Raw genomic sequence first — 22,317 nt, forward strand, 5'->3', positions numbered from 1 at the left:
ATCAAGTTGGGTCGTACCCAAATTTTTTCAGTTTCGATTTATTTTTTCTCCAGTCTTGCTCCACCTTCACAAAGGTTTCTAAGAAGACTTTCTTTCCGAAGAATTTTTCCAATTCTTCGCGGGATTCTATCCCTACTTTTTTGAGCATTTTGCCTTTTTCACCAATCAAGATTCCTTTTTGACTTTCGCGCTCCACGAAAATATTTGCTCGCATCCGGATCATAGTAGCATCTTCTTTGAAGTCTTCGATACTCACTTCAGTGCTATAGGGAACTTCTTTTTTATAGTTGGTGAAGATCTTCTCTCGAATGATCTCGGAGGCAAAGAACCGTTCTGAGCGATCAGAAAGTTCCTCTTTGTCATAAAATGCCGGGTGCTCCGGCAATCGGTCTAATATTTCCTGATTGATTTTCTCGATGTTGAATTTTTCAACTGCAGAAATTGGGATGACTACTTCAGATTTAATTCTTGAAGTCCAATAAGCAGTCACTTCCTCCAATTGACCTTCTTTTGCCAAGTCAATTTTGTTAATTACCAAAAGAACTGGGACTCCGGATTGATTGATTTTTTCAATCACATGCTCTATATCAGTGTCTGTTTCATAGAGATCGGTGACGAAGAGAATGATGTCGGCATCTTCTAAAGAGATATTGACAAAACTCATCATATTCTTCTGAAGCTCATATTGGGGCTTCAGCATTCCTGGCGTATCTGAAAAAACTATTTGATAATTTTCAGAATTTGTCAGACCAACAATCCGGTGCCGGGTCGTCTGCGCTTTGGAAGTAATTATCGAAACTCGCTCACCTACAAGGATATTCATCAATGTGGACTTACCCACGTTTGGCTTTCCAATAATATTTACAAATCCTGCTTGGTGTTTTTCTTGGCTCATTTTGAAAATTTTTACAAAGGTACTTGATTTTTGAGAGTTTGTCCTTACCTTTGTATCACAATTAGCCGGAAGGGCATTTGAATTAGCAATTTAGACAAAAGTCAAAAGATATATCGCGGGATGGAGCAGTTGGTAGCTCGTCGGGCTCATAACCCGAAGGTCACAGGTTCGAGTCCTGTTCCCGCTACAAGAAACCCCTTATACGTAAAGTATTTGGGGTTTTCTTTTTTTAGGGGACGGAATTGGGGACGGAATTTGATAATAAATTAAATATCTATCTAGCCTTGTGTCAATTTGAAGAAATTCTTCAAGAGACTTTTTTGCCTGAAATAATAAGTCTAGGTCTTTCTTAAGAAATTTTGAGAATTTCAGTGTTTTTGACAGAACAATAGTTCCTGTAATGCAGACCATCAGTATTCCTTTAACACCTGCGGCTTTGAAGTACCTGCTTATACAGCGCGAGGATATTTAAAAATTAAGATGGGTTCTGTTAGAAGCAGGCGCTTAGATTTCTCAAAAGCATGCAAGTTAGGGGGGTAATTGCGAATACTTATATAGATAAATTCTAGGAATAGATGAGCTAAAGAATAGTACTAGCTTTATTAGATTTACATTTCCCAATTTCATTTGATTTAAATGATTAAAGTGTAAAACATTGATATATAAACTTTAGCTTACGCACTTAGGTCACCTTCAGTAATTAATTTCTTTCATACGGCGGTAGCAAGAAAAATTAATTCTACTGGGCTAGAAGGCATTATCACTCTCTACTCTCCTTAAATTGGGGATTTTGAAAAAATAAAAAGACAGGTGATTAATATTTCTGTCTTATGGATTTGTTAAAATGCACATAGAAATAGTTCTTTAAAACCATATCTGTGTCATTTATGTGATATCTAATTCTTAACAAAAAATCTAAAGGTAAACTGAAAGTTAATAGGTCGATCGATAATTATTATTTATTAAAGCTACATGTTTCTGTCATATTTGAACATATGTCTATCATATTCGATAGAATCAATAATAGGGCTATTTCGATCTTTTAAAAATAGATTTTCGCTATCACCATAGAAATCAATGTAATTATAGTAATTTATTTCTTCCCCATCTGCATTGATATATAAAGAAGAGCTGTAGACTACGTTATATAAATCACCTTCTTGTATTATCTTGGTGAATAATTCGCTTATTTGCATATTATCTGTAAATTCAATATATGCGATTTGAATATTACTTATTTTATAAGTGTAAAAATATTCTTTACCACTATTAAAAGAATCTATAAACTCAGTTAATAAACTTAAATTGCTAACAATATATGCAGATCTGAGTAAGATATTATCTTCAAATAGTTCGATTTTTAATTTTTTCAAATCAGGACTAAAATCAAAAAAATCATTTTCTATATTCTCAATTTTAAATTTAACTTTAAACTTTGGATCTTTTAATCTAAACTTATATTTTCCAGTTATAAAACCAAACTCCTTTATTAATTTTTTATAATATCTAATTCTTTTTTCAGAATTATGATAATTAAAATGAATTCCTTCAAATTCGCTTTCTTGTAAGAATTTAAGATTTTTAAATTTTGATCTACTAGGATTAAAAAAATATGCTTTTTTGAAATTATGATAAGGTGAAAAATCTCGATCATTATCAATATGATTTACATTAAGCCTTTTTCCGGATATTGTAAAGATAATATGTTCTATTCTTTCTTTTGAAATATTGTCATCATTATCAAAAAAATCTAAAAAATCTATATCCTTTGTATAATTTCTCCCAATATAATTGCTGATATATTTTATTATATATTCTAATGTTCCAGTTTCCACTATTTGAAATTCAATTAATTTAATCTGAAATATGCTTGTTATTAGTAATTCTACATTTCTTCTAACTTCATATTTATTTTTGGCTGTATTAAAGAATATAATATTTCCATTTTCCTCTTTGAAATAGTATTGAGATATTTCATGTTTTTTATATTTGTCAATTATTTTTTTCTTATAAAAAAAATGTTTAGAATGAATTAAATTACTTAAAGATATAAGATTCTTAAATAATGAATTTTTATCAGATAATGCAAATTTATAGAATATTATTATTATTCCTTTACAAAATGATTCAAGTATTTCAATTTTACGTATTGTAATCTTTTGTTTATTGAGATTTTTGATTCTAAATTTATAGGATTTTAGATAATTTATTATTTCATGTATATATATAAAAAACTCACGATATACATTATTAGTTAAAATTGGTTTTGCCTCCAGTATCACTGTTAATGCAAATTTTAGTTCCTCTGTTACAACTGTAATAATTGTTGATTTCTCTTTATTTGGTTTTGTTTCATCTAGGCGGTTTAAATCATTTATTCTCTGTATTTCATCAAAATTGAATGGAGTTAGTATGTCTATATTAATTATATTATTAAATATTGTAGAGCTAAATATGTTATTTACTCTTTTTATTGTACTTGAATCTCTACCACTTGTTTGAATGTATTCATTTAATATTGTAATAAAACGTATATATTCATCTTTAGTTAGAGCTTCATTATTTTGAATTTTTAAATTTAAATTTTCTCTTATATCCTTAAGTTTTTGGTAGGGATTTTTAAAATCAATTCCAAATAACTTTCTAACAGCTTTAATAAATGCTTCTAAATTATCAGCATATTCATCAACAAGTATAGGAATCATTCTGGAATTTCTACTACTTTTAAAATTTTCAGGACGTGCTTGAGCAGCATAATTGTAGAAACTACTAACTGTTATTAAAAATTCAGCTTCATATTCTAAATCATTTTCTGCAATATCATTTTCATAAAAGAATTTAAAAAACTCTTCAACATCTGAATAAGTGTTATCAAAAGCGATGGCTTCTTTTATAATTTTTTTTATCCCTGGAGCTCTGTCAAAATTGCAAAACATAGTTTAGTATTTATCCCTTTAATCGTATTTAATTCATTTCTCGGGCTTGGTAATTATTTCATTTTTAATTACTTTAGGCTCCTAATATAAATAATTGTTAATTAAAATCCGATTTTTCTTTAAGGATAAAAATTTCCATAAACATAGTTTTCATTAATTTTTATTTGCTCAGGTTATCAAAACCTTTCTTCTTGTGTTCCACCTCTTTCATATTAGCATAAATTTTTTCAATTAATAGCTTCAAAATTCTCTTTCTACTTTTTCTAGCTCTTCAATCATCTAATCTTCCTTTATTTCCCCTGATTGTTGGCACATAATATGAAATATAAGATACTAAAGAATGGTATGATTTAATGGTGAGTTTTTCCATCAATTGATCAAAAGTTGGATTAGGTTGATATTTTTCAATTAAGGGATCATCAAAAATCTCTTGGACAGGAAATCCAAAAGAGATGTCTTTACTATAAAAATGGAATGAAGTGTAATCAAAGTTGAAAGTGGAGCTACTTTTCAATACTTCTGAAATATCTCTTCTATAGTATTGCTTTCTAGCATTTATGAAAGTGTTGAGAACTCTTTTTTTGGTCTTAAAAAAGTCATAAGTATCACGAGCTTTTTCTACCATAAATGAGTAAATCATGAGCTTAAATGTCAATTGCTCTACCTCATCCTCTATTAATTTGCACACCTCTAATGCAATACAACAAGTGAAAGTGAAGACTTCTAAGTAGTTTTTATAAGGAAGTACACCAAATTCCTTGACGATTTCTCCTTGATTTTCAAGACTTATCATTTCTAGCTCAATAATAAAATCCTGTGTGTTCATCAGTTAAATATTTGCTGTATATGACTTTTTATAAAAGATTTTTTTGGTTTGATCTTGGATTTTCAAGTTTTTTGCAAAATTCATCGAGGTAACTAGTTGCGTTCATCCTAAAACTTTTCTTTAAAAAACACTCAAACAACCTCTAAGAGTATTTCTTCTAAATAGGCATGAGTAGTACCAGTTATTTTATTTAGGCTACTTTTAAACTGTATCTCTGGATCAATGAAATCACGAACGGCATAATCTTGCAGCTTCATGTTGTTCTTAAGAGTAAAAGCATAAATATCTCCAAATGCTTGATCAAGGTTTCCTTCAAAATAATCTTTGAAACTTTTGCTGTAAGCAACGCTTCTTACCACATGGAATCGTTCTAGCAAATGTTGAGTTTTAAAAGTCCTAAACACCTTAAAATCAATAGAATTCCTTATATTTTTTAATACTTCTTCTTTTTTAAAAGGAAGTCTAGCCTTATCAATTATTGATGAAATCAAGTAAAATAAAAACACTTCTATTTCAAGAAGACCTGATTCGGAAATCTTATCTTGATTATACCCACGTATATCCATTATGGCTTCTGATATTAGCTGATGAATTTTACCTTGCAATAGAATTATCTGGTACTGATCAATAGAATGAAAATCCTCTAGCTCATGAATTCTTAATAGTAGCCTAGAATACTTGTCTTGAGTGGTATCTAGGTAGATTTGAAAAAGTTGCTCAAACTCTTTTGGAACAAGATTTTCAACGACTGGGTCTGTTGTAAAAGGATTTTGGTAGAAATAGTGGTAAGCAAAATAAGGGGAGTGATTTTTAGTTGATTTTATGATTTTAAGGTCCTGTAGATATTCTTCTATTCTGTTTTCTACCAGAGAATAGTTATGCTCTTTCTTTAAATCCAAGTAATGGGTTAGAAGACCATTTTTGTCGCGAATAATTCTAATTGCGTTTTGGGCTTTTTCTTTGAATTCTGGTCCAAAGATCTTTGTCTCAGTTGAGTCATGTAGTAAGCGAAGAAAGATGCTAAAACAATAAAGCTCAATTTCAATCCTTGAATGCTTTGAGGTAGCTCTAAATGTTTCTGAAAAAAGATCTGCTCCTTCAGAAGCAATTTCGAAGATTGAGGTTTTGAGACTTTTCATTTTAATCAAATATTTGCCGTAACAATCTTTCTTACAAGTTTTCTAATTTAAATATATGATTTTCAGTTAGGTAATTTTTTTCTGATGCTAAGAATTAAAGAGGTGCATATCCATGTTAGTCAAATCGTTGCAGTTAACGGTTTCAGATTTGAAGAAATGGGATTTCAGTACACAGGTCTAAGTTTTGGCTTCTTAATAAGTGATAATTCCCATATTGAAGCTTCTTGATTACCCAAAGTTACTTTTGTCTGATTTGGGAAGTAGAACTTCAAAGTTAAACTAGATGTTTTAGTTACAAATTGATGGTGATAAATTATTCCCATATCAGGGAATGGACTATGATTCTCAGGAATTACTAATTGATTTTGAACAGCCCATTTAAGGTACCTTTCCACCAATTGCTTATTCCATTTCCATCTAAAAGGGAGTTTATTTGAGGAATAAAAGAATTTCTTGAAATGATTATCCCCAAGAATATGGACGCCTTCTTTTCTTATTAAACGTGAATTAATATTCGAGAAATTGAGGTTCAAATAACTAAAATTAGAATTTATCTCATTCCATTCAGGAAAATCAAATATTGTCCGAAGTGCAAAGATTTGATTTGGATGATTCTTTAGATAATTATGAAAAATAGAAACTAAGAAGTCTAGTTTTTCGCTTTGGGTCATAACTTAATGATAATCAAAAGAAAAAAATGAGAATAGAAAACTGCTTAATGACTATAAAAATCATATTCACCTGCCATAATTAAGGCTGACTGGAATGAGAGGTCTCAGATTCAATGGGAAGAGTTTTAGTTTGTGCTAAGAATTAGGATTTCCCCTTAGTCCTTTATTGATTAACTCTTTCACCACTCCAAACATCATCGCAGAGAAGTCCTCTTTGAATTCTTTGTTATCTGAATACAGCTTATAAAGGTCAAAGTTGGTAGTGATGTGTTTGAGCAATTCTTCACCAACTACCTTATCACTTGTGATTCTTGCATTCTGGTCATCAGAATGTTGAATAGAGCTTATCAATTCATTGTTCTTAGCTACATCAGCGGCGATGTTCTCCGCCATTTGTCGCACCTTGTCTGCATCTTCAAATTCAGTTCCGTATCGGTCATTGAATGTTTGAAGGATATTTGAAAGCCTGTCAATTTCTGGTTCACTTACTCCACCTCTCATGTCGGTTGGAATTGGTTTCAAATCTTCTCCTTGTTCTAAAACCACATTTGTTGTTGATTCCAATTGCAGACGGTAGCTGTCCATATCTATATTATCCAAAACACCTCTTGCTAAATCCACCGAAGTATCTCCACCTAGCTTGTTTTGTAGATGATTTAGGAAGATATAAAGTCTCTCTAAATATGGGTTTTCAAATGGTACAATTTGAGAAAGGAAAATGTATAGCCGAACATACGTTTTTACTTTCGCTCTGAAGTCCGCTTGTTGTTCTTCTTCTAAATCTTCTCTGAATATTGCTACTGATTCATCAAGTGAAGCGTGTAATTGGTCAACTGGTACATTTGACAATATCTTATTCGAGAACTCTTCTACTTGCTCATGAGAATAAACTTGATAATTGTCTAATGCATCTTGTAAGTCAAACAATTTGTTTGGGTCAGTAGCTTCACCTAAAATGGTACTTTCAAAATATGGTTTGAAAGCAGCTTCCATATCTTCTGCTGTATTGGCAAAGTCTAGAACAAAAGTATCTCTTTTTAGAGGGTGACTTCTGTTTAATCTAGAAAGTGTTTGGACAGCATTTACGCCACCTAACTTTTTGTCAACATACATGGTATGTAAAAGTGGTTGGTCAAAACCAGTTTGATATTTATTGGCTACCAATAGAAATCTGTATTCATTCTTTTGAAACTCTGATGGAATAGAGGTACTGGAAAAACCATTTAAACTTGCTTCTGTCTCTCCATCAATTTCACCTGAAAATGCTACCACCGCTTTGTAAAGACTATTGATTGATTTCAGATATGCGTCAAAAGCCTTTTTGTATTGCACTGCATTTTTTCTGCTACTGGTTACCATCATAGCTTTTGCTTTGCCTCCCATTCGCTTCTTTTGAATGATATTTTCCATAAAATGATCAATCATCAATTTTGACTTTTTCTTTATGGCGTGTTCGTGACTTTCTACATAAGCTTTGAGTTTCTTTTGTGCTCTTTTCTTATCGTATTCGGGGTCGTCTTCTATCTTTTTTAGCAAAGCATAAAAGCTTTGGTAAGAGGTATAGTTTTGTAATACATCCTTGATAAAGCCTTCTTCTATTGCCTGTTTCATGGAGTACAAATGAAAAGCTCTAAACTTCGTTTTATCACCTTCTTGGTAAGGAACACCGAAGAGTTCTAAGGTTTTGTTTTTTGGAGTTGCAGTGAATGCAAAATAGCTTGCATTAGGTAAAAGTTTTCTTGACTTTACTAATGTTCTAATTAAATCCTCTCCTGTTACCTCACTACTTTCATTTTCATCATAATCTTCCAAATCTGCCTTTAATTCATCTTCATCATTCAATTTCGATAAAGATTCGTTGAGTTTTCTTGCCATTTGACCACTCAAACTGCTGTGTGCTTCATCAATAACAATGGCAAAATTGTTCCCTGGCAATTCTCCAATTTCTTCAACTATATGTGGGAATTTCTGAATGGTAGTAATGATAATTTTCTTGCCTTCTTCTAAAGCAGTTTTGAGTTGTTTACTACCTTCAGTAATTGCTTCAACTACACCGCCAACTTGTTGGAATTGCTTTATATTTTCTCTGATTTGAGCATCTAATGCCCTACGGTCTGTAATTACTATGGCTGTATCGAAAAGGTTGTTTGTCCCTGATTTATCATGTAGGCCAATTAACTGATGAGCTAACCAAGCAATGGAATTTGATTTTCCTGAACCAGCTGAATGTTGAATTAAGTATTTCTGCCCTGAACCTTGTTCTTGGGCATGTGCAAGAATTTCTCTAACTGCTGATAATTGATGATAGCGTGGAAAGATGAGTTTCTTCTCTTTCTTCGTTCTCTTTTTGCCTTTATCGTCTGTGTATTCTTTTTCTTCTGTGATGAGTTGCGAGAAGTTCTGAATGATATCTGTTAGACTATTCTTGGTTAAAATTTCTTTCCAGAGGTAATCAGTTTTGATGCCTCCGTTTGGTGGATTTCCTGCTCCGTTATTATTTCCTTTGTTGAAAGGTAGGAAGTGTGAATTTTCTCCTTTTACTTGGGTACACATCCAGACTTCTTCTGTATCTACTGCAAAATTGACAACCAACCTGCCCAAGCGAAACAGTTCTTCGTTTGGGTCTCTATCCTTTTTGTACTGCCAAATAGCATGTTGCACATTTTGATTAGTGAGTTCGTTCTTCAACTCAAAAGTGATGACAGGCATACCATTGATAAAAACGACCATATCCAACGAGTTCTTATTCTTGGTGGAATAGTACACCTGACGAATAACCGAAAAGGTATTAGCTTGGTATAAGGCATTGGCGCTGGCATTATAACCCGAAACAGGTTTGTCATAAAACAAGCGGAGTTTAGTATCTGTAAAGCCATCTACAATGCCTTTTCGCAATACTTCAATAACACCTTTTGCTTGGATTTGGTCATTGAGTCGCTTGATGATTTTCTGTTGATACAGCTCCTGATGATACCGCTTGAGTTTTTCTAATGCTTTGGGTTGCGTGGCTTCTAAAAACTGAAATAACATTGCCTCATCTAAACAAGACACATTATTGTAGTCTTTGCTGTCTCTTTGGACATAGTTATTCTTATCTACCAAGTAGCTAGTGATGTGACTTTCTAAGCCCTTTTCGGTGGTGTCTGTACCCATATTTCTATCTCAAAATATCTAAACTTCGTCTAATAAAAATATTTTAACTTACTGGTTATCAATATTTTAAAACTTATTCAATTCCTTTAAATGTCTAAATAATGTCTAAGCAATGTCTAAATCTCTGCTTTAGACATTATCCAGATCTTTCCCTCAGGCACGATCAAGCCTTCTCTTCTCATTTTTTGGAGAATGTTCCTCACTTTGTTTTTTTTCTGGTCAATAGATAGCACATCGGGTAGCTTGTCTAGCAGCACCTTTTCAAAGTCTTCTCTTTTTCCTTCTCTAAATTTTTTGAGGTAATCCAAAATTATTTTTTGACAGTATTCATCGTCAATTCCTCTTTGTTTGATGTAATCGGCTTTCTCGCCTGTCACTTTCGCCACAGTGACTGATATGTGGAAATTTGGTTTTCTTCCTTCAATCAATCCTTTGTTTTTTAGGTCTTTTATTTCTGCTGCACTTAACTTTTTCGATTTGGCTACTTTATCTAAGGCGATGATATCTACTAAACTTAAATCAGGCACAGAAGCAATTTTTCTCGCATAGTTGATATCCACTACTTTACCTGTAATCGTCAGTTTTACCTTGTCATTGGTAAATTCATAGTCTGGCATAGGAAAGTATTTCTTACGCTGAATATTAAACATGCGCTTGATTCCACTCCCAATAGCATCAATCATGTTGAGGTTAATCATGGCTTCCACCAAAAACGGGTTTCGGTAAGTAGGTTCAGGAGCATCTGTAATCACTACATCCTCTATACTTGAGGGGATAAATGCACCTGAATTGATAAACACTAGCTTGCCATCTTCATGTTCGACCACATTTATTTTACCACTTAGTGTGTAGTCTTGGTGAGCAATGCAGTTATTCAAAGCCTCTCTAACTATGTAGGCATCATATTGGTCTACTTCTTCGGGAAATAAAGTGCCGTCTGAGATATAGCGGTATTTCAGATTTCTTATTTTCTTATATACTTCTTCGGTATTTAATAGAAGAGGACAGGTAAAGTGCTGGTAGTCCTTTTCAATATTGTCCTTGTCTCTTAAAATCCATGAAATCTTAGCTGTAGCGGGATTGATAAAGTGTTCCGATTCCGATTTACCCAATAGTAAAATAGCCGTTCGGGTGATTTTACCTTTGATGCAAACTTTGGCTTTGTTCAGAAAAGTTTCATCATTCCATTGGTCAATTTCCTCAACTAAGTGTGAATTTTTTCTTTTAAATGATTCTCTTGCTTTAAGAATTGCTTCGGGTGATAAGTCTTGAATAGATGCTTCTTCTATAATGCCAGAACTCCAATCTTCACCACGTGATTGCTCTCGAATACGTTCTACTTCTTCCAGATTCAAGGCGTTAAGTTCTTCGCCATCTCTGCCATAATAATGCCCCTGCCACGAAATAGGGATGCCTTTAGGGGCAGCAGGGATTTCAAATAACACTACTCTTCCCTCGGGCGCTGCTACTTCATAGATTTCCTTGAAAGTAAGTCTACCCGTAGTATGATTAGCTACTTCTGCTTTAAGGCTATCAAGGTCAGCACGGCTGGTTCGGAACTGCGAACCTACTATACTTTTATCCTTATCTTTTATGCCAAATACCAACCAAGCCGAACGTTTGTTTTTGAGGTTCGCTTCATTACATAGGGCAGAAAAGTATTTGCCAATTTTATTGAAATCATATTGGTTTTTAGCTTCTTTAAATTCTACCACTTCGTTCTCGATACCTTGGGAGCGAAGCTGATTCAAAATGGTTTGTATTTCGGCTTGACTTTTCATTCTTCAATTTCTTCGTTTTGGTAATCAGCTTCATCTTCAGCTACTAAACTCTCCCGATAGCTATCGGGATTATCTTCCAAATCTTCATCCCGATAGCTATCGGGATCTTCTTCTTGAGTCTCGGGAATCTCAAAATCTCTCACATCTATTTTGCCTGTAACCGCTTCTGCTATTAGGGCGGTTTTATATTCTTGGGTGAGAGTGATTTCTTTTTCGATGGTGGAAATGGTTTTATGAATCTTATCTACTTCAGATACAATATGATTTACAATGAGCTGTTGTTCATCTTTTGGTGGTAAGGGAATTTTTGCACTTTTCATATCATAAACACCCAAACCAACTCTTGTGACTCCATTCGAACAAACTTCAAACTGGACATTTATTGCTTTACATTGAAGTGCTCTCAGTAAGTAACTCCCTTCTAATTTCGAATAAGGTCGTAGCACAGATAAATGGTAGCCGCAAACCACATTTTCTAATTCTTCAATAACCAAAGCAGGGTTAGCAATATCATCGGCTGTTTCTGAATCTTTGGTAATAATTACATCACCCTTTAATAATGTGAATTTTTCAATTTGGTCATTACTGGCTGTTGCAATCATTAATTCCATGTTGTTTGTGATGAAATCATTTTTGTAAACATCAGTGTAATTGCAGAGCCTAACTTGCATTTCATCTTCTTTCGAATGCTTATCTATGTTACTTGGGAAACAATTAGCCACATACTTCAATTTCTTCACCTCCCAATGTTCAGGAACATCACCCAGCCAATCAATGCCCGAAGGTTTCATTTTGGCTTTGGAGTCTAAGCCTTTGGTAACGGCTTGATTGATAATAGCTTCTTTTTGCTTGTTGAGTAGCTTTATCAACTGCTTTTTCTTCAGGATAAAGCGGTCAATTCTTTTGAGTTTGAATTGTAGGTACTCAACAATCTTATTTTGTTCATCAATTGGTGGATATGGCAGTTTTATATCACCAAAGCGAGTGAAATATAATCTCAATCGCATATCCATTATACCTCTTGAATGTCGTTTGAATTCTCTACTTGCTATTGGGTTTCTAAAGAGGTAATTGTAGAAGTAAGGGTTTACATTTTCATTGTGTCTTAGAATGTCATAAGCAGGACTTGTAACTCCCTTGTATTCTGAAATGCCAATAGCTCCCATCCAAGCCAATAGTTTATTGACAATGATATCGCCTTGCTCAACTCTCCAATAATTGTCAGTGCTCGAAGCTTTGTTTCCTCTTGCTTCTAATTCTTTTCTTGGTTTAACACCCAAAGCAGTATAAACAGAAAGTAGTTCCTCTGAATTACCTACAGGAGCAGGTTCGCTAACCAAATCAAAAAGTAACTTAGTGCGTACTGCTTTCCAATGAGCAGGTAAGTCACCAAGCCATTCCTGACCGAAATCTGAGTAATCTAAATATGGTTTTACCTTGCTCATTATTCAATAATCTCTTTAAGTAAACCATCTGTTTCTTCTTCCAACTTGAAAATGTCACTACTGATGTCTTCTAAACTTCTCAACGCAGAGAAGTCGTAGAAATATTTGTTGAATGGAATTTCGTAACCAATTTTTGCTCCTTTGGTTTCGTACCAAGCATCAGGAACGAAAGGTTTAACCTCCCGATCAAAATAGGATTGAATGTCCTCTTTCATTGGGACGTTTTCAACATCTTTCAAACTTGTATCTGATTTTGGCTTCTCTTTGCTGTCTTTGATGATATTCCCGTCTTCATCTCTTTGAGGTTGAAAAACAGGAATCTGGTAAGAGCCGAAATCAGCAATATCAAATATTTTGCTGTATTCATTTTCCTCAAAACCGAAGTATAGATTTTGAATGTCAATGATGTGATTAGGCTTCAATTCAACTTTCTTTTCTCCCAAGTTCTTATTTCTCCTTTCAAAGAAATCTTTTGAAGAGGCATTGATTAATTGAACTTTCCCTTTTCGCTTTTCCTCTTTTACATTGCTGATAATCCACAAGTATGTTGATATACCAGTGTTATAGAAAATGTCATTCGGTAGTTGAATGATACATTCTAGCATGTCATTTTCAAGTATATATTGTCTGATACCACTTTCACCACTTCCTGCATCACCTGTAAAGAGGGCAGAGCCATTATGGATGGATGCAATTCGACTGCCTCCGTCTTTTGGGTCTTTCATTTTAGAAAGCATGTGGAGCATAAACATGAGCTGCCCATCATTGCTTCGTGATGTCAAACAGGTTTCAATCAACTCTCCATCAAAATTTCTGATAGGAAGGTTGAAGCGTTTATCAACAATGGCTTTCTTTTTCCCTTCACCTACATTTAGATTGTCAATATCTTGTTTCCAACTTGTTCCGTAAGGTGGGTTGGTCAACATAAAGTTGAATTTCAAATCAGGATCAAAACCATATTCGCTCAAAGTAGAACCAAACTTAATTTTGTCAGGGTCTTCATTTTTCAGTAGCATATCAGATTTACACACCGCATACATTTCGCCTGTGTTTTCCTGCCCGTACAAATGGAAAGTGGCCTGAGATTTTACTTCGCCATCAGGGTCGGTGGCAAACTTTTTAGATTGGGTAAGCATAGCGCCTGAACCCGCACAAGGGTCATATACTAAATATGTTCCTTGTTGTATTTTGTCCTTTACAGGCAGATAAACTAAATGAGTCATCAACTCAATGATTTCTCTTGGCGTAAAGTGTCGCCCAGCTGCTGCATTGGTTTTCTCGTTGAATCGCCTGATTAAGTCCTCAAACATATAACCCATTGCCATTGGTGAAATCTTGTCTGGGCTTAATTCTACCTTAGGATTACAGAACTTCTCAATCAATGAAAAGGTGATACCTGTGTTTTCAAATGTTTCAAGTTGATTTCTGAATTTGAACTTGCTGATAATGTCTTGAACATTTTCAGAGAAGCCATTCAGATAGTCTAGCAGGTTGGAGTCGATGTTTTTAGGGTCAGCCAATAACTTCTTCATGGTGTATGGAGAAGTGTTGTAAAATGCTAATCCAGAACCGTGCTCTTTACTTGTTAGCAATCCTGAGAGATTGTCAATCTTGCTTTTGAATTCGTTATGTGTGGTTAGTACTTTATCCTTGGTTGGCTCCAAAGCCAAGTCCAGTCTTCTTAACACCGTCATTGGGAGTATTACATCCTGGTACTGGTTTTCTAAGTATTTGTTAATCAGCACATCATCAGCGACAGTCCAGATGAAGTTGATGATGGGTTGTAAACTTTGGGTATCTAAATTCATTGTTTTTTTCTGTTTGAGGCAGTAGATTTCCTATTTGGTAGCTATTTGACCTGCTTTTTTTTGGGCTTTTAGACTATCACTTGAAAAATTGAGGAACTTAAAAATAAGAGTTTAATTCAGAATTTTATAATTCAAATTTATCTTTTAATGACTACATCAATTTCCTTGAAAAATGGAAGCTAGAATTAGCTCTTGAAAAATTTAAATTATTAATCATTTAAAAACTGATTAACCCATCATTACGGAAGTGTCCTTTTTAAGATCAAAATCTATTTCAAAATCTTGCCCATTCCAAACTGCTTCACAGCTTTCTAGTCGATAATTACTTCCTTGGTTCCATCGTGATCCAACAATGTCCTCAATTAAGTCTGCTAACAAAACCCGCTCTCCAACTTTTAGGTCTTTTGGTAATAAATATGCTGCATAAGGGCTTTCGAAATTATACGGGTAATAGTTAGTCCATGGAATAACTTGCTCCCAGAATTCATCATGATTTGAGCGATAGTCACTCGTGAAATCTACTTCACCTGTCTCCTTATGTTGAAAGACAGCGTACTTGGTAAAAATTTCAGTAGATGGGATCACTTTTTTCACTAACGGATAAAAACCTGACTGAAATGCTTTCCTAATCTCTTTTGAATTTCTTGCCGTGTAAATGATTCGCAATCCAGAGTCAGTGAACTCACCTTTAATTGATATCATGTTATTTCTCATTCGTTGGTAATTCTAATATTCTCTTGATTTAGATCAACCTTTAGGCAAGCATCAGGATTTTTTTTAATGATATTGAGTAATTCTTGTTCAGTGAGTTTAGAAGTGTCAACAATCGAATGATCACAAACGCTACAGACTCTACTTTTTCCGTCTTTGCTTGCAGCTAATGAAGACCATTCAATCTGAAACGGACAATCCAGTTTTTTGATTAGTTCACCTGATTCGGTGAAGAGCGACTTTTTTATAGGATTTAAAAACATGATTGAAAGTAGAATCTTCTACTAGAGCTTGATTCTAAAATATGACTTATTGATTTGATCCAACAGGCTGATATTTGATTGATGTGTTTTTGTCAAAGAAGCAATAGGCTATAAGCCTAGCAATAAGGTTTGTGATAAAATTGTCAAAAGAGCGGTGCCTTGAATGCTCTACTTGATAAACAACTTTTAGCTCATCATTGATGGTTTCAATAACTAATCCGTTGCACAAGAGTATTTTATCATTCAATTCCATGAGCACGTTCTTCATAATGTTTCTGAGGCTGGTGGTCAAGTGTAGTCCGTTGGTTTGTAGGTCGTTTTTGTTGTGCGGTTGGGAAAACACACATTTTGCCAAGCTTTGGTTTGCGATATGGCTGATGTGAGTTGGCGATGTGTGTGACTGTAGAGCGTTAGAATTAAATGTTTTCCTCTTTTTTCGTTTTCCACCATTGTCTTAACTCAATAATTTTAGGTTCACCTATATTTATCAGTCCTTTCCCTGATTCTAATTTTTTGATTTCTGTTTCAAGTTTGTATTTGCTGCTTGGAGTTCCAACGAAATTACTTATTGCTTTATAGTCTTTGTTTTGAACATTTAAGCATATCGGTAATTTCACTTGCGAAGCAAAATCAAAATCCTTTGTTTTGTAATCTTCAACTCCTTGTGATAACATTACTATTATTACACCTTTTGATCTTAGAAGTCTTAAAAGTTCTTCAAGTGCCTTTCTTGCATTTTTGTTTTTCAAATAAATATGTGCTTCGTCAATAACAATTACATATCGAAGTGGGAAAATATGATCGACTGGTTCGCAATCATTTGTTGAGCTAAAATAAGTGTTGAAATATCTTAATAACAAAAATACTACAAGCTGCCTCAATGTGTCTGAAAGAGCAGAAGGAAGATTTAAATACAAGCTCTTATCTAAAATGTTTGCATTGCTTGGATCACAATTAAAAATATTTGTTGTCAAATCTTGAATACCTGCAAAAAGTGTATCAGGTCTTCGATTATTTTCTTCATAATATTCTTCAATTGCTTCAAATAATTCATTAATGGTTGGATAAGAACCATTTTTATTATCAAATAGGTCTGTAATAACGTTTGTTAAAATATTTTTTTGAGCAACACCAACGCTTGGAACAAATGTGGCAATTGTATCAACAAAGGCTTTAATACTAAAAGGTCGTTGTCTCTCGTCTAAACTGATTGATAGAAAAGGATTGAACTTTACACCACTGTCATTTACTATATCAATAAACTCGCATTTTGTTGCATCAAGAAAAGGCTTTAGTTGCGATGGATTACCTTCTCCTTTGTAATCAAAAAAGATAAACTTTAACTCATTGTTTGTATTCTTAGAAATTTGATACAGAATATCTTTCATAAGTTGAGTTTTGCCAGAACCTGCCATACCTGCAATGGCTATATTTCTGTTATCAAATTCTCTCAGGTCATTTATTCTGATTTCAATTATTTCACCACTTTCCGTTTTGCCTAATTCAAATGAGAGTAAGGAAATGATTTCTTTCATTGAATTTACTTGAACATTCCCACTATTTATCTTAACAGAATTTGATCTTAGTGATAGCCCGTTTTTAATTGATTTTAAAAGTATTCCAATATGGTCACCTTTTGAAATATTCGAACTTTCAATTTTATCATTCCATATATTTAATCCGTGATTTAGATGAAGTTTGAAAAGTTTTCCAAATTCATCCTCAAAAGTATTTTTGTTGTAATGTTGGTCAAAAATTGTTTTAAAAATGACAAGATTTGAACCATCTCCTATGACAGTTCCAAATAATGCTTTGTCGTCACGAAATTCTTTTCCATCAGAACTAGGTATCACATCATTTTCCAAGTCAAATAGTTTACCTGAAAGTAAGCTAAAGGACAAGGCTATTCTTGGCGCAATGCCATCATTCTTAAAATTATATAGAGCCTTTATTCTATAAAGCAACTCATCGTTTTCTTTGCTTATTTTAATCCTCATAACTACTGAAATAACCGCTTTTTAAATTTGTATTTACTCCATCATTAAATAGTAAATATGATTTTGAAATGTTTCCAGAAATCTCTTTAAACCTTTTTGGAGTAATCTCACTATTTGTAGAGAACAATACAACCTGATCAGAAAGTGCTGGATAATATTTTTTAGTAATGCTATCTCTGTGTTCCTCGTCAAGTCTTCCTAAAGGAGTATCAATAAAAATGGGGAGATTTTTAACTGATTCTTTTAAAATCGCCTTTATTAAACAAGAGATATAAATTTGCTTTTCACCAGATGATAGACTTTCCTTTCTTATCTCATTATCATCTTGGTCAAAAAGAGTGATTTTCATTCCTTGCCCTGAAGCTAAAATTGTAACTTTGACATCCTCAATAAATTTAGTTAAATTATGATCGCTATTCAATTTGTGCATAAGGGTTTTGAGTTCAGAAAGAATTGTTTCTTCCAAGCTATCTTTATGCTTGTTTTTTTGTTCATCAAGGAACTGATTTAAAACATCAATATATTGATTGCTTTTTTGAATTTTTAATTTATTTTTTTCGTTAACATCAACTTTCTTTACAAGAGTAACTAATTGTTGATTGAGTCTTACTATATCACTTCTCAGCTTTGTGATTTGTTGATAGTTCTCACCAATTTGCCTATTTTTTTCTGTAATATTATAATCTGCTGTTTCTTTTTTAGACGAATACTCAAGAATTAATTCGTCTTCAAGATCTGCGTCAACTTTACTTAGGGTTTTATTTAAATATGATAGTTTTACTTTGATATCATTAAATTCTTCAATTGTATTTTCAAATAAATCTTTGGATTGTGTATTAACCAAGTTGATTGCATCTGCTATTAAGTTCTTTTCAGAATTATTGAGATCGTGTTCAAATTCAAGCTCTGTGTATTCACCATCCACTTTAAATAATTGCGATCCTAAAGATTGTGCTTTTTCGTAATAAAACATTTTGTCCTTTAAAGACATTGTTGAATTGTCTGGCTCAGGAGGTTTATTGAAAAGCAGTTCAATAAAGTTTTCAATTTTATCCGCATTTTCCTTTGATGAGTTTTGTGAAAGTTCGTTTTTTTCTTGAATTTCCAAATGCTCTTTTACTTCTTCAAGTTTACCAGTGAGAATAGCAAGAGGGATAATTTCACTTAATTCATTAAACCGTTCATTGAGTTCAACTTCTGTAGCCTTTAATTTGTCGATTTCAACTATGACAGAGTTTCTATCAAATGTAGAATTACCTTGTTTGCTATGTTGAGAAATTAGACTGTCATATTCTCTGATTTTTTTCTTTAAATCATCAATTTCTTTAAGTTTTTCGGCATTTTCTTCTTCAATATTATTTATTTGATCCTTTGATATTTCAATTGCTTTTTCACTATTGATAATTTGTTCTTGAAGGTTTTTTGATGCTCCTTCTTTTCTCAAACTATTAATATATAATTCAATGTCCTCAATTAAAGTCTCATATGTATCTAAACCAAGAATCTTTCCAAGAGCATCATTAATAAAACTGCCTTCATCTTTTATTGACAAATTTGCTATTTCTGAAATCTTTTCGGCATCAAAAAATACAAATTTTGCTGCGTCGATTGGAATGATGTAATCGTTAATAAAATTGATTTTGTCACTTTCATCATCAAATATATCAAGGGTTGAAGCAAAATCAATGATTGAAAGGGTTTCATTCATTGAGACAACATCAAAAGTTCTTTTTATAAGTATAGAATCTGTATTTGAATTAAGTATTCTTAATTCTGGTAATTCGATATCTGATATTTTAATGCTTACTGAGAACTTGGTTTTATTTTCTTTTTCAGCTGTCCAATTAATTGAATGTTGCATAAAAGAAGAATAGTTTTTTTCCTTTTGAATCTCTTTTTTGAAATTCTCATCTATCTGTGAAATCTTATCGCCAAATAAGCACCATACGATTGAAAGTAAAAAGTTTGTTTTACCGTAACCGTTTCGACCACCAATAATTATTATGTTCTTTTCATACTTTGTTTCAAGGTCAACATTTACAGTGTTGTAATATTGCCTAAAATTATTTATTTCAATGCTTGAAAATTTCATTTTATTGCTTTTTCAATTACATCATTAATTTTTTGCTGATGATAATTATTTCTTTTCAGCAACTTCTTTGTTCTAACAGATTCAAGGAGTGACTTTATAGAATCATAATCCACACCCTTGTCCATTGATATTTCATTCAGTCTTTGCTCTTGTAACACTTTATTTTCTTTTATTTTCATATAATTAGGTTGTTTTGATTGTCAATAAAGACAAATTGTTGTTCAATTAGATAATCAATAATATAATTCATATTTTTTTGACTTATATTAAGCTGAATAGAAAAATATTCTTCAATGGTTATGCGATTAGTACATTTTTGTTTACTAATATAATTCGTGATATTTCTACCTAAAACCTTTGGCAGAAAAGTTAGGCTTGAATTATATGTCTTACCACTTAATCCAATAAAACTTTGGTTGAAAATTATGAATTGTTTTTGAGGGTCAAGTTTAAGATTTCCGATGATACTTTTAGCATTAGTCTTTTCTCTGTACTTGTGAACTTCATTAAGTAGTTCTAAAATGTGAATTGGGTCAGTTTTATCTTGTAAATATTCAAAAATAATATCCTTTATTGTTCCTCCTTTAATTCCTTCTTTTTCTTTTTCCCATTTCTTCAATCCATAAGTGCTACTTCTGCCAAAACAAATAATCTCTGGAATTCTTTGTAAGGTTCCCCTTAAAGCTAATTTACTTTTTGTAACCTCAGGATTTTCTCTTTCAATTAAGTTATAAATTTCCTCAAGGCTTGAAGGAGAGCCAAGTTTTTCAAGAGCTTCAATTGCATACTCAGGAATTTGCTTAAAAGTATTTCTTTTAAAAGTTACATTTTCATTAAGATCAATTAATAAATCGAATTCTTGATTGATAATTCTTTCAGCTAAAGGAAATATTAATGATATTGTAGAACTATCTTCAGTTTTGACAAAATTATTTAAGTAGCTTTTGAAATGAAAACTGTATGTTTCCTCGATACGTTCACTTAATCTTTTATCTATGTCATCCGCAAAATCATTAAATCGAAACTCATCACATATTATTCTGTCTACCAAATAAAAGTATTCCCAATTGTGACGGTTTTTGGAATTAAAATATTTTGGCACCAAAACATCTTCAACATTGCCAATCAGTGTAAATTTATCGAATGTGTAAACAAAAATTAAGTACGAAATAAATTCTTTTGAAAAATTAGTCCCATTATTATAATTTATAAAATCACACAGATCATCATCAACAAATAATATTTCTTGGTTTATGTCAATTTTATTTTTTTGAAATAGGTCATCTTCTATGTTTTTAACAAATTGGAAATTTTTGAATAAATCTTTCAAAATACTTTTTCGAATTTGCCTTACTCTTTCTTTTGTACGGTCTAATTGTTCTGCTATTTCATCTAGTGTTAGTTCAAGTTGATTTTGATATACCTTAAAGGCCTTTTGAAAAATAATATTTTCATTCTTTTCAAAGATTGCATTCCTATTAAGTAAAAAGTCAGTTAGTTTAAAAACAGAAAGTGACTCAAGAATATCAATTGGTATCTCTGCAATTGAAAAACTTTTTTCTATGAAAAATCTGTTTTTTAAAGAAACTAAATTAATTTCATCATTGGTAATAGAAACATTTTCAATAAATTCTTTTATTGATATAATGAAATTGTTAAGTTCGGTTGTTGATTTTGTTCCAACATTTTTTATATCCTGAATGTTAAATCGTTCATTTGCTAAAATTTTTTCATTAATATTTCTGAATTTCAGATTTCCATTAAGAAAGGTGGAAATTGCATTTCTACTTCTATTTGATAGATTATTTGAGTTGATTTCAATAAAGCTATTTACTATTTCTCTCTGTGTTCTTGTTAAGTTTGATATTAAAGAAATATATGGACTTTCTATTTTGGCATGTTTTAAGGAATTATTCACTTCATACTCAATATATTTTACACATAAAGCCATCAATTCTTCATTAGACTTTTTTCCGCAATTTCTGAGATTTTCAAAAGTTCCACTCTCACGATAATGTTTTAATATCGCAGACAAGTCATTTAAGTTATTTTGGTTGCAGACGTTGAAAGAACGTACACTAATATCTTCAGAATAATATATTTCCTCGATTGTCATTTAATCCTCGATCAGTTTAAATTTAGCAGTTCTATGGTGTTGGCAAAATTCAGGTTCTTTGAATCGAAAGCCTGTCTTTCGTATTTTGGGTTAGGCAAATGTGCCTGAATATGTAATTGGCTATAATTTTTCAAGGTAGATTGGAGGTCTTGGATCAGGTCTTGGAGCATTTGCTGAAAAATTTGTCAGTTAAACATAAGAGTTTAATTTGAAATTCATTGAACCTCTGATAAAAGTATCTGGACAATGGTGAGTTTTTTCCTTATTTATTATCTGAGTCCTGTCCAAAATTTCGAAATCTTTTTGGGATGCAACTAGCTTGACATACTCCACCATTGTAAAAAGCCCCTATCTCTTCCTCCCCTTTCCTGATGTAAAAATTTGCTGAGCTAAACCAGTAGCACTTTCTGGCATAACATTCCAGCGCATCAAATTCATGAATAATGGCTAAAACGGTATAATGTTCATTCTTATCTTCCCAGTA

At 32.5% G+C, this 22,317-nt stretch carries 16 protein-coding genes and 1 tRNA gene; 1 reads left to right on the top strand and 16 read right to left on the bottom strand.

Translation table 11 applies throughout. The features are described 5' to 3' along the window. Nucleotide 1 precedes the first annotated feature (1 nt). Nucleotides 2-904, bottom strand: a complete 903-nt coding sequence (gene era / locus P8O16_RS20235; RefSeq protein WP_367182865.1) for a GTPase Era — start codon at nucleotides 902-904, stop codon at nucleotides 2-4. 105 nt (nucleotides 905-1,009) lie between these two features. Between era and P8O16_RS20240 the strand changes: the two genes are divergently transcribed. Beyond that, a tRNA-Met gene (locus P8O16_RS20240) sits at nucleotides 1,010-1,082 on the top strand. 781 nt (nucleotides 1,083-1,863) lie between these two features. Here the strand turns inward: P8O16_RS20240 and P8O16_RS20245 are convergent. The 15 genes from P8O16_RS20245 to P8O16_RS20315 all read right to left on the bottom strand — a co-directional run. Further along, a complete protein-coding gene (locus P8O16_RS20245; protein WP_300318119.1) occupies nucleotides 1,864-3,831 on the bottom strand; it encodes a hypothetical protein in 1,968 nt (655 codons plus the stop codon). Nucleotides 3,832-4,102: 271 nt separating this feature from the next. Continuing rightward, nucleotides 4,103-4,657, bottom strand: a complete 555-nt coding sequence (locus tag P8O16_RS20250) for a hypothetical protein (protein ID WP_300318121.1) — start codon at nucleotides 4,655-4,657, stop codon at nucleotides 4,103-4,105. Between the two features lie 131 nt (nucleotides 4,658-4,788). Continuing rightward, nucleotides 4,789-5,796, bottom strand: a complete 1,008-nt coding sequence (locus P8O16_RS20255; protein WP_300318123.1) for a hypothetical protein — start codon at nucleotides 5,794-5,796, stop codon at nucleotides 4,789-4,791. Nucleotides 5,797-6,602: 806 nt separating this feature from the next. Then, complete coding sequence (locus P8O16_RS20260) at nucleotides 6,603-9,620, bottom strand: type I restriction endonuclease (protein ID WP_300318125.1); 3,018 nt, start codon at nucleotides 9,618-9,620, stop codon at nucleotides 6,603-6,605. 116 nt (nucleotides 9,621-9,736) lie between these two features. Beyond that, nucleotides 9,737-11,401: an RNA-binding domain-containing protein gene (locus P8O16_RS20265; protein ID WP_300318127.1), complete on the bottom strand. Its 1,665-nt coding sequence runs from the start codon at nucleotides 11,399-11,401 to the stop codon at nucleotides 9,737-9,739. After that, the gene (locus tag P8O16_RS20270; protein WP_300318128.1) at nucleotides 11,398-12,846 is read right to left on the bottom strand and encodes a restriction endonuclease subunit S; all 1,449 of its coding nucleotides are present in this window, start codon (nucleotides 12,844-12,846) and stop codon (nucleotides 11,398-11,400) included. Before P8O16_RS20270 ends, P8O16_RS20265 begins: the two co-directional genes overlap by 4 nt. Continuing rightward, a complete protein-coding gene (locus P8O16_RS20275; protein WP_300318130.1) occupies nucleotides 12,846-14,654 on the bottom strand; it encodes a class I SAM-dependent DNA methyltransferase in 1,809 nt (602 codons plus the stop codon). Before P8O16_RS20275 ends, P8O16_RS20270 begins: the two co-directional genes overlap by 1 nt. A 228-nt stretch (nucleotides 14,655-14,882) precedes the next feature. Then, nucleotides 14,883-15,356: a hypothetical protein gene (locus tag P8O16_RS20280; RefSeq protein WP_300318132.1), complete on the bottom strand. Its 474-nt coding sequence runs from the start codon at nucleotides 15,354-15,356 to the stop codon at nucleotides 14,883-14,885. Nucleotides 15,357-15,364: 8 nt separating this feature from the next. Then, nucleotides 15,365-15,628, bottom strand: a complete 264-nt coding sequence (locus P8O16_RS20285; RefSeq protein ID WP_300318134.1) for a hypothetical protein — start codon at nucleotides 15,626-15,628, stop codon at nucleotides 15,365-15,367. A 46-nt stretch (nucleotides 15,629-15,674) separates the two neighbouring features. Further along, a complete protein-coding gene (locus P8O16_RS20290; RefSeq protein ID WP_300318149.1) occupies nucleotides 15,675-15,971 on the bottom strand; it encodes a transposase in 297 nt (98 codons plus the stop codon). A 73-nt stretch (nucleotides 15,972-16,044) separates the two neighbouring features. Beyond that, nucleotides 16,045-17,625: a DndE family protein gene (locus tag P8O16_RS20295; RefSeq protein WP_300318136.1), complete on the bottom strand. Its 1,581-nt coding sequence runs from the start codon at nucleotides 17,623-17,625 to the stop codon at nucleotides 16,045-16,047. Then, entirely contained in the window at nucleotides 17,615-19,717 is a 2,103-nt protein-coding gene (gene dndD, locus P8O16_RS20300; RefSeq protein WP_300318138.1) for a DNA sulfur modification protein DndD, read from the bottom strand. Before dndD ends, P8O16_RS20295 begins: the two co-directional genes overlap by 11 nt. Continuing rightward, entirely contained in the window at nucleotides 19,714-19,896 is a 183-nt protein-coding gene (locus tag P8O16_RS20305) for a DNA modification system-associated small protein (protein WP_300318140.1), read from the bottom strand. The genes dndD and P8O16_RS20305 overlap by 4 nt, the downstream gene beginning before the upstream one ends. Beyond that, nucleotides 19,893-21,833 (bottom strand): sigma factor-like helix-turn-helix DNA-binding protein, encoded by a 1,941-nt coding sequence (locus P8O16_RS20310; RefSeq protein ID WP_300318143.1) that lies wholly within the window; start codon nucleotides 21,831-21,833, stop codon nucleotides 19,893-19,895. The genes P8O16_RS20305 and P8O16_RS20310 overlap by 4 nt, the downstream gene beginning before the upstream one ends. Before the next feature lie 262 nt (nucleotides 21,834-22,095). Continuing rightward, the coding region (locus P8O16_RS20315; protein WP_300318146.1) for a hypothetical protein at nucleotides 22,096-22,317 on the bottom strand (222 nt) is incomplete at its 5' end.

Source organism: Algoriphagus sp., from assembly GCF_029254265.1.
Taxonomy (GTDB): domain Bacteria; phylum Bacteroidota; class Bacteroidia; order Cytophagales; family Cyclobacteriaceae; genus Algoriphagus.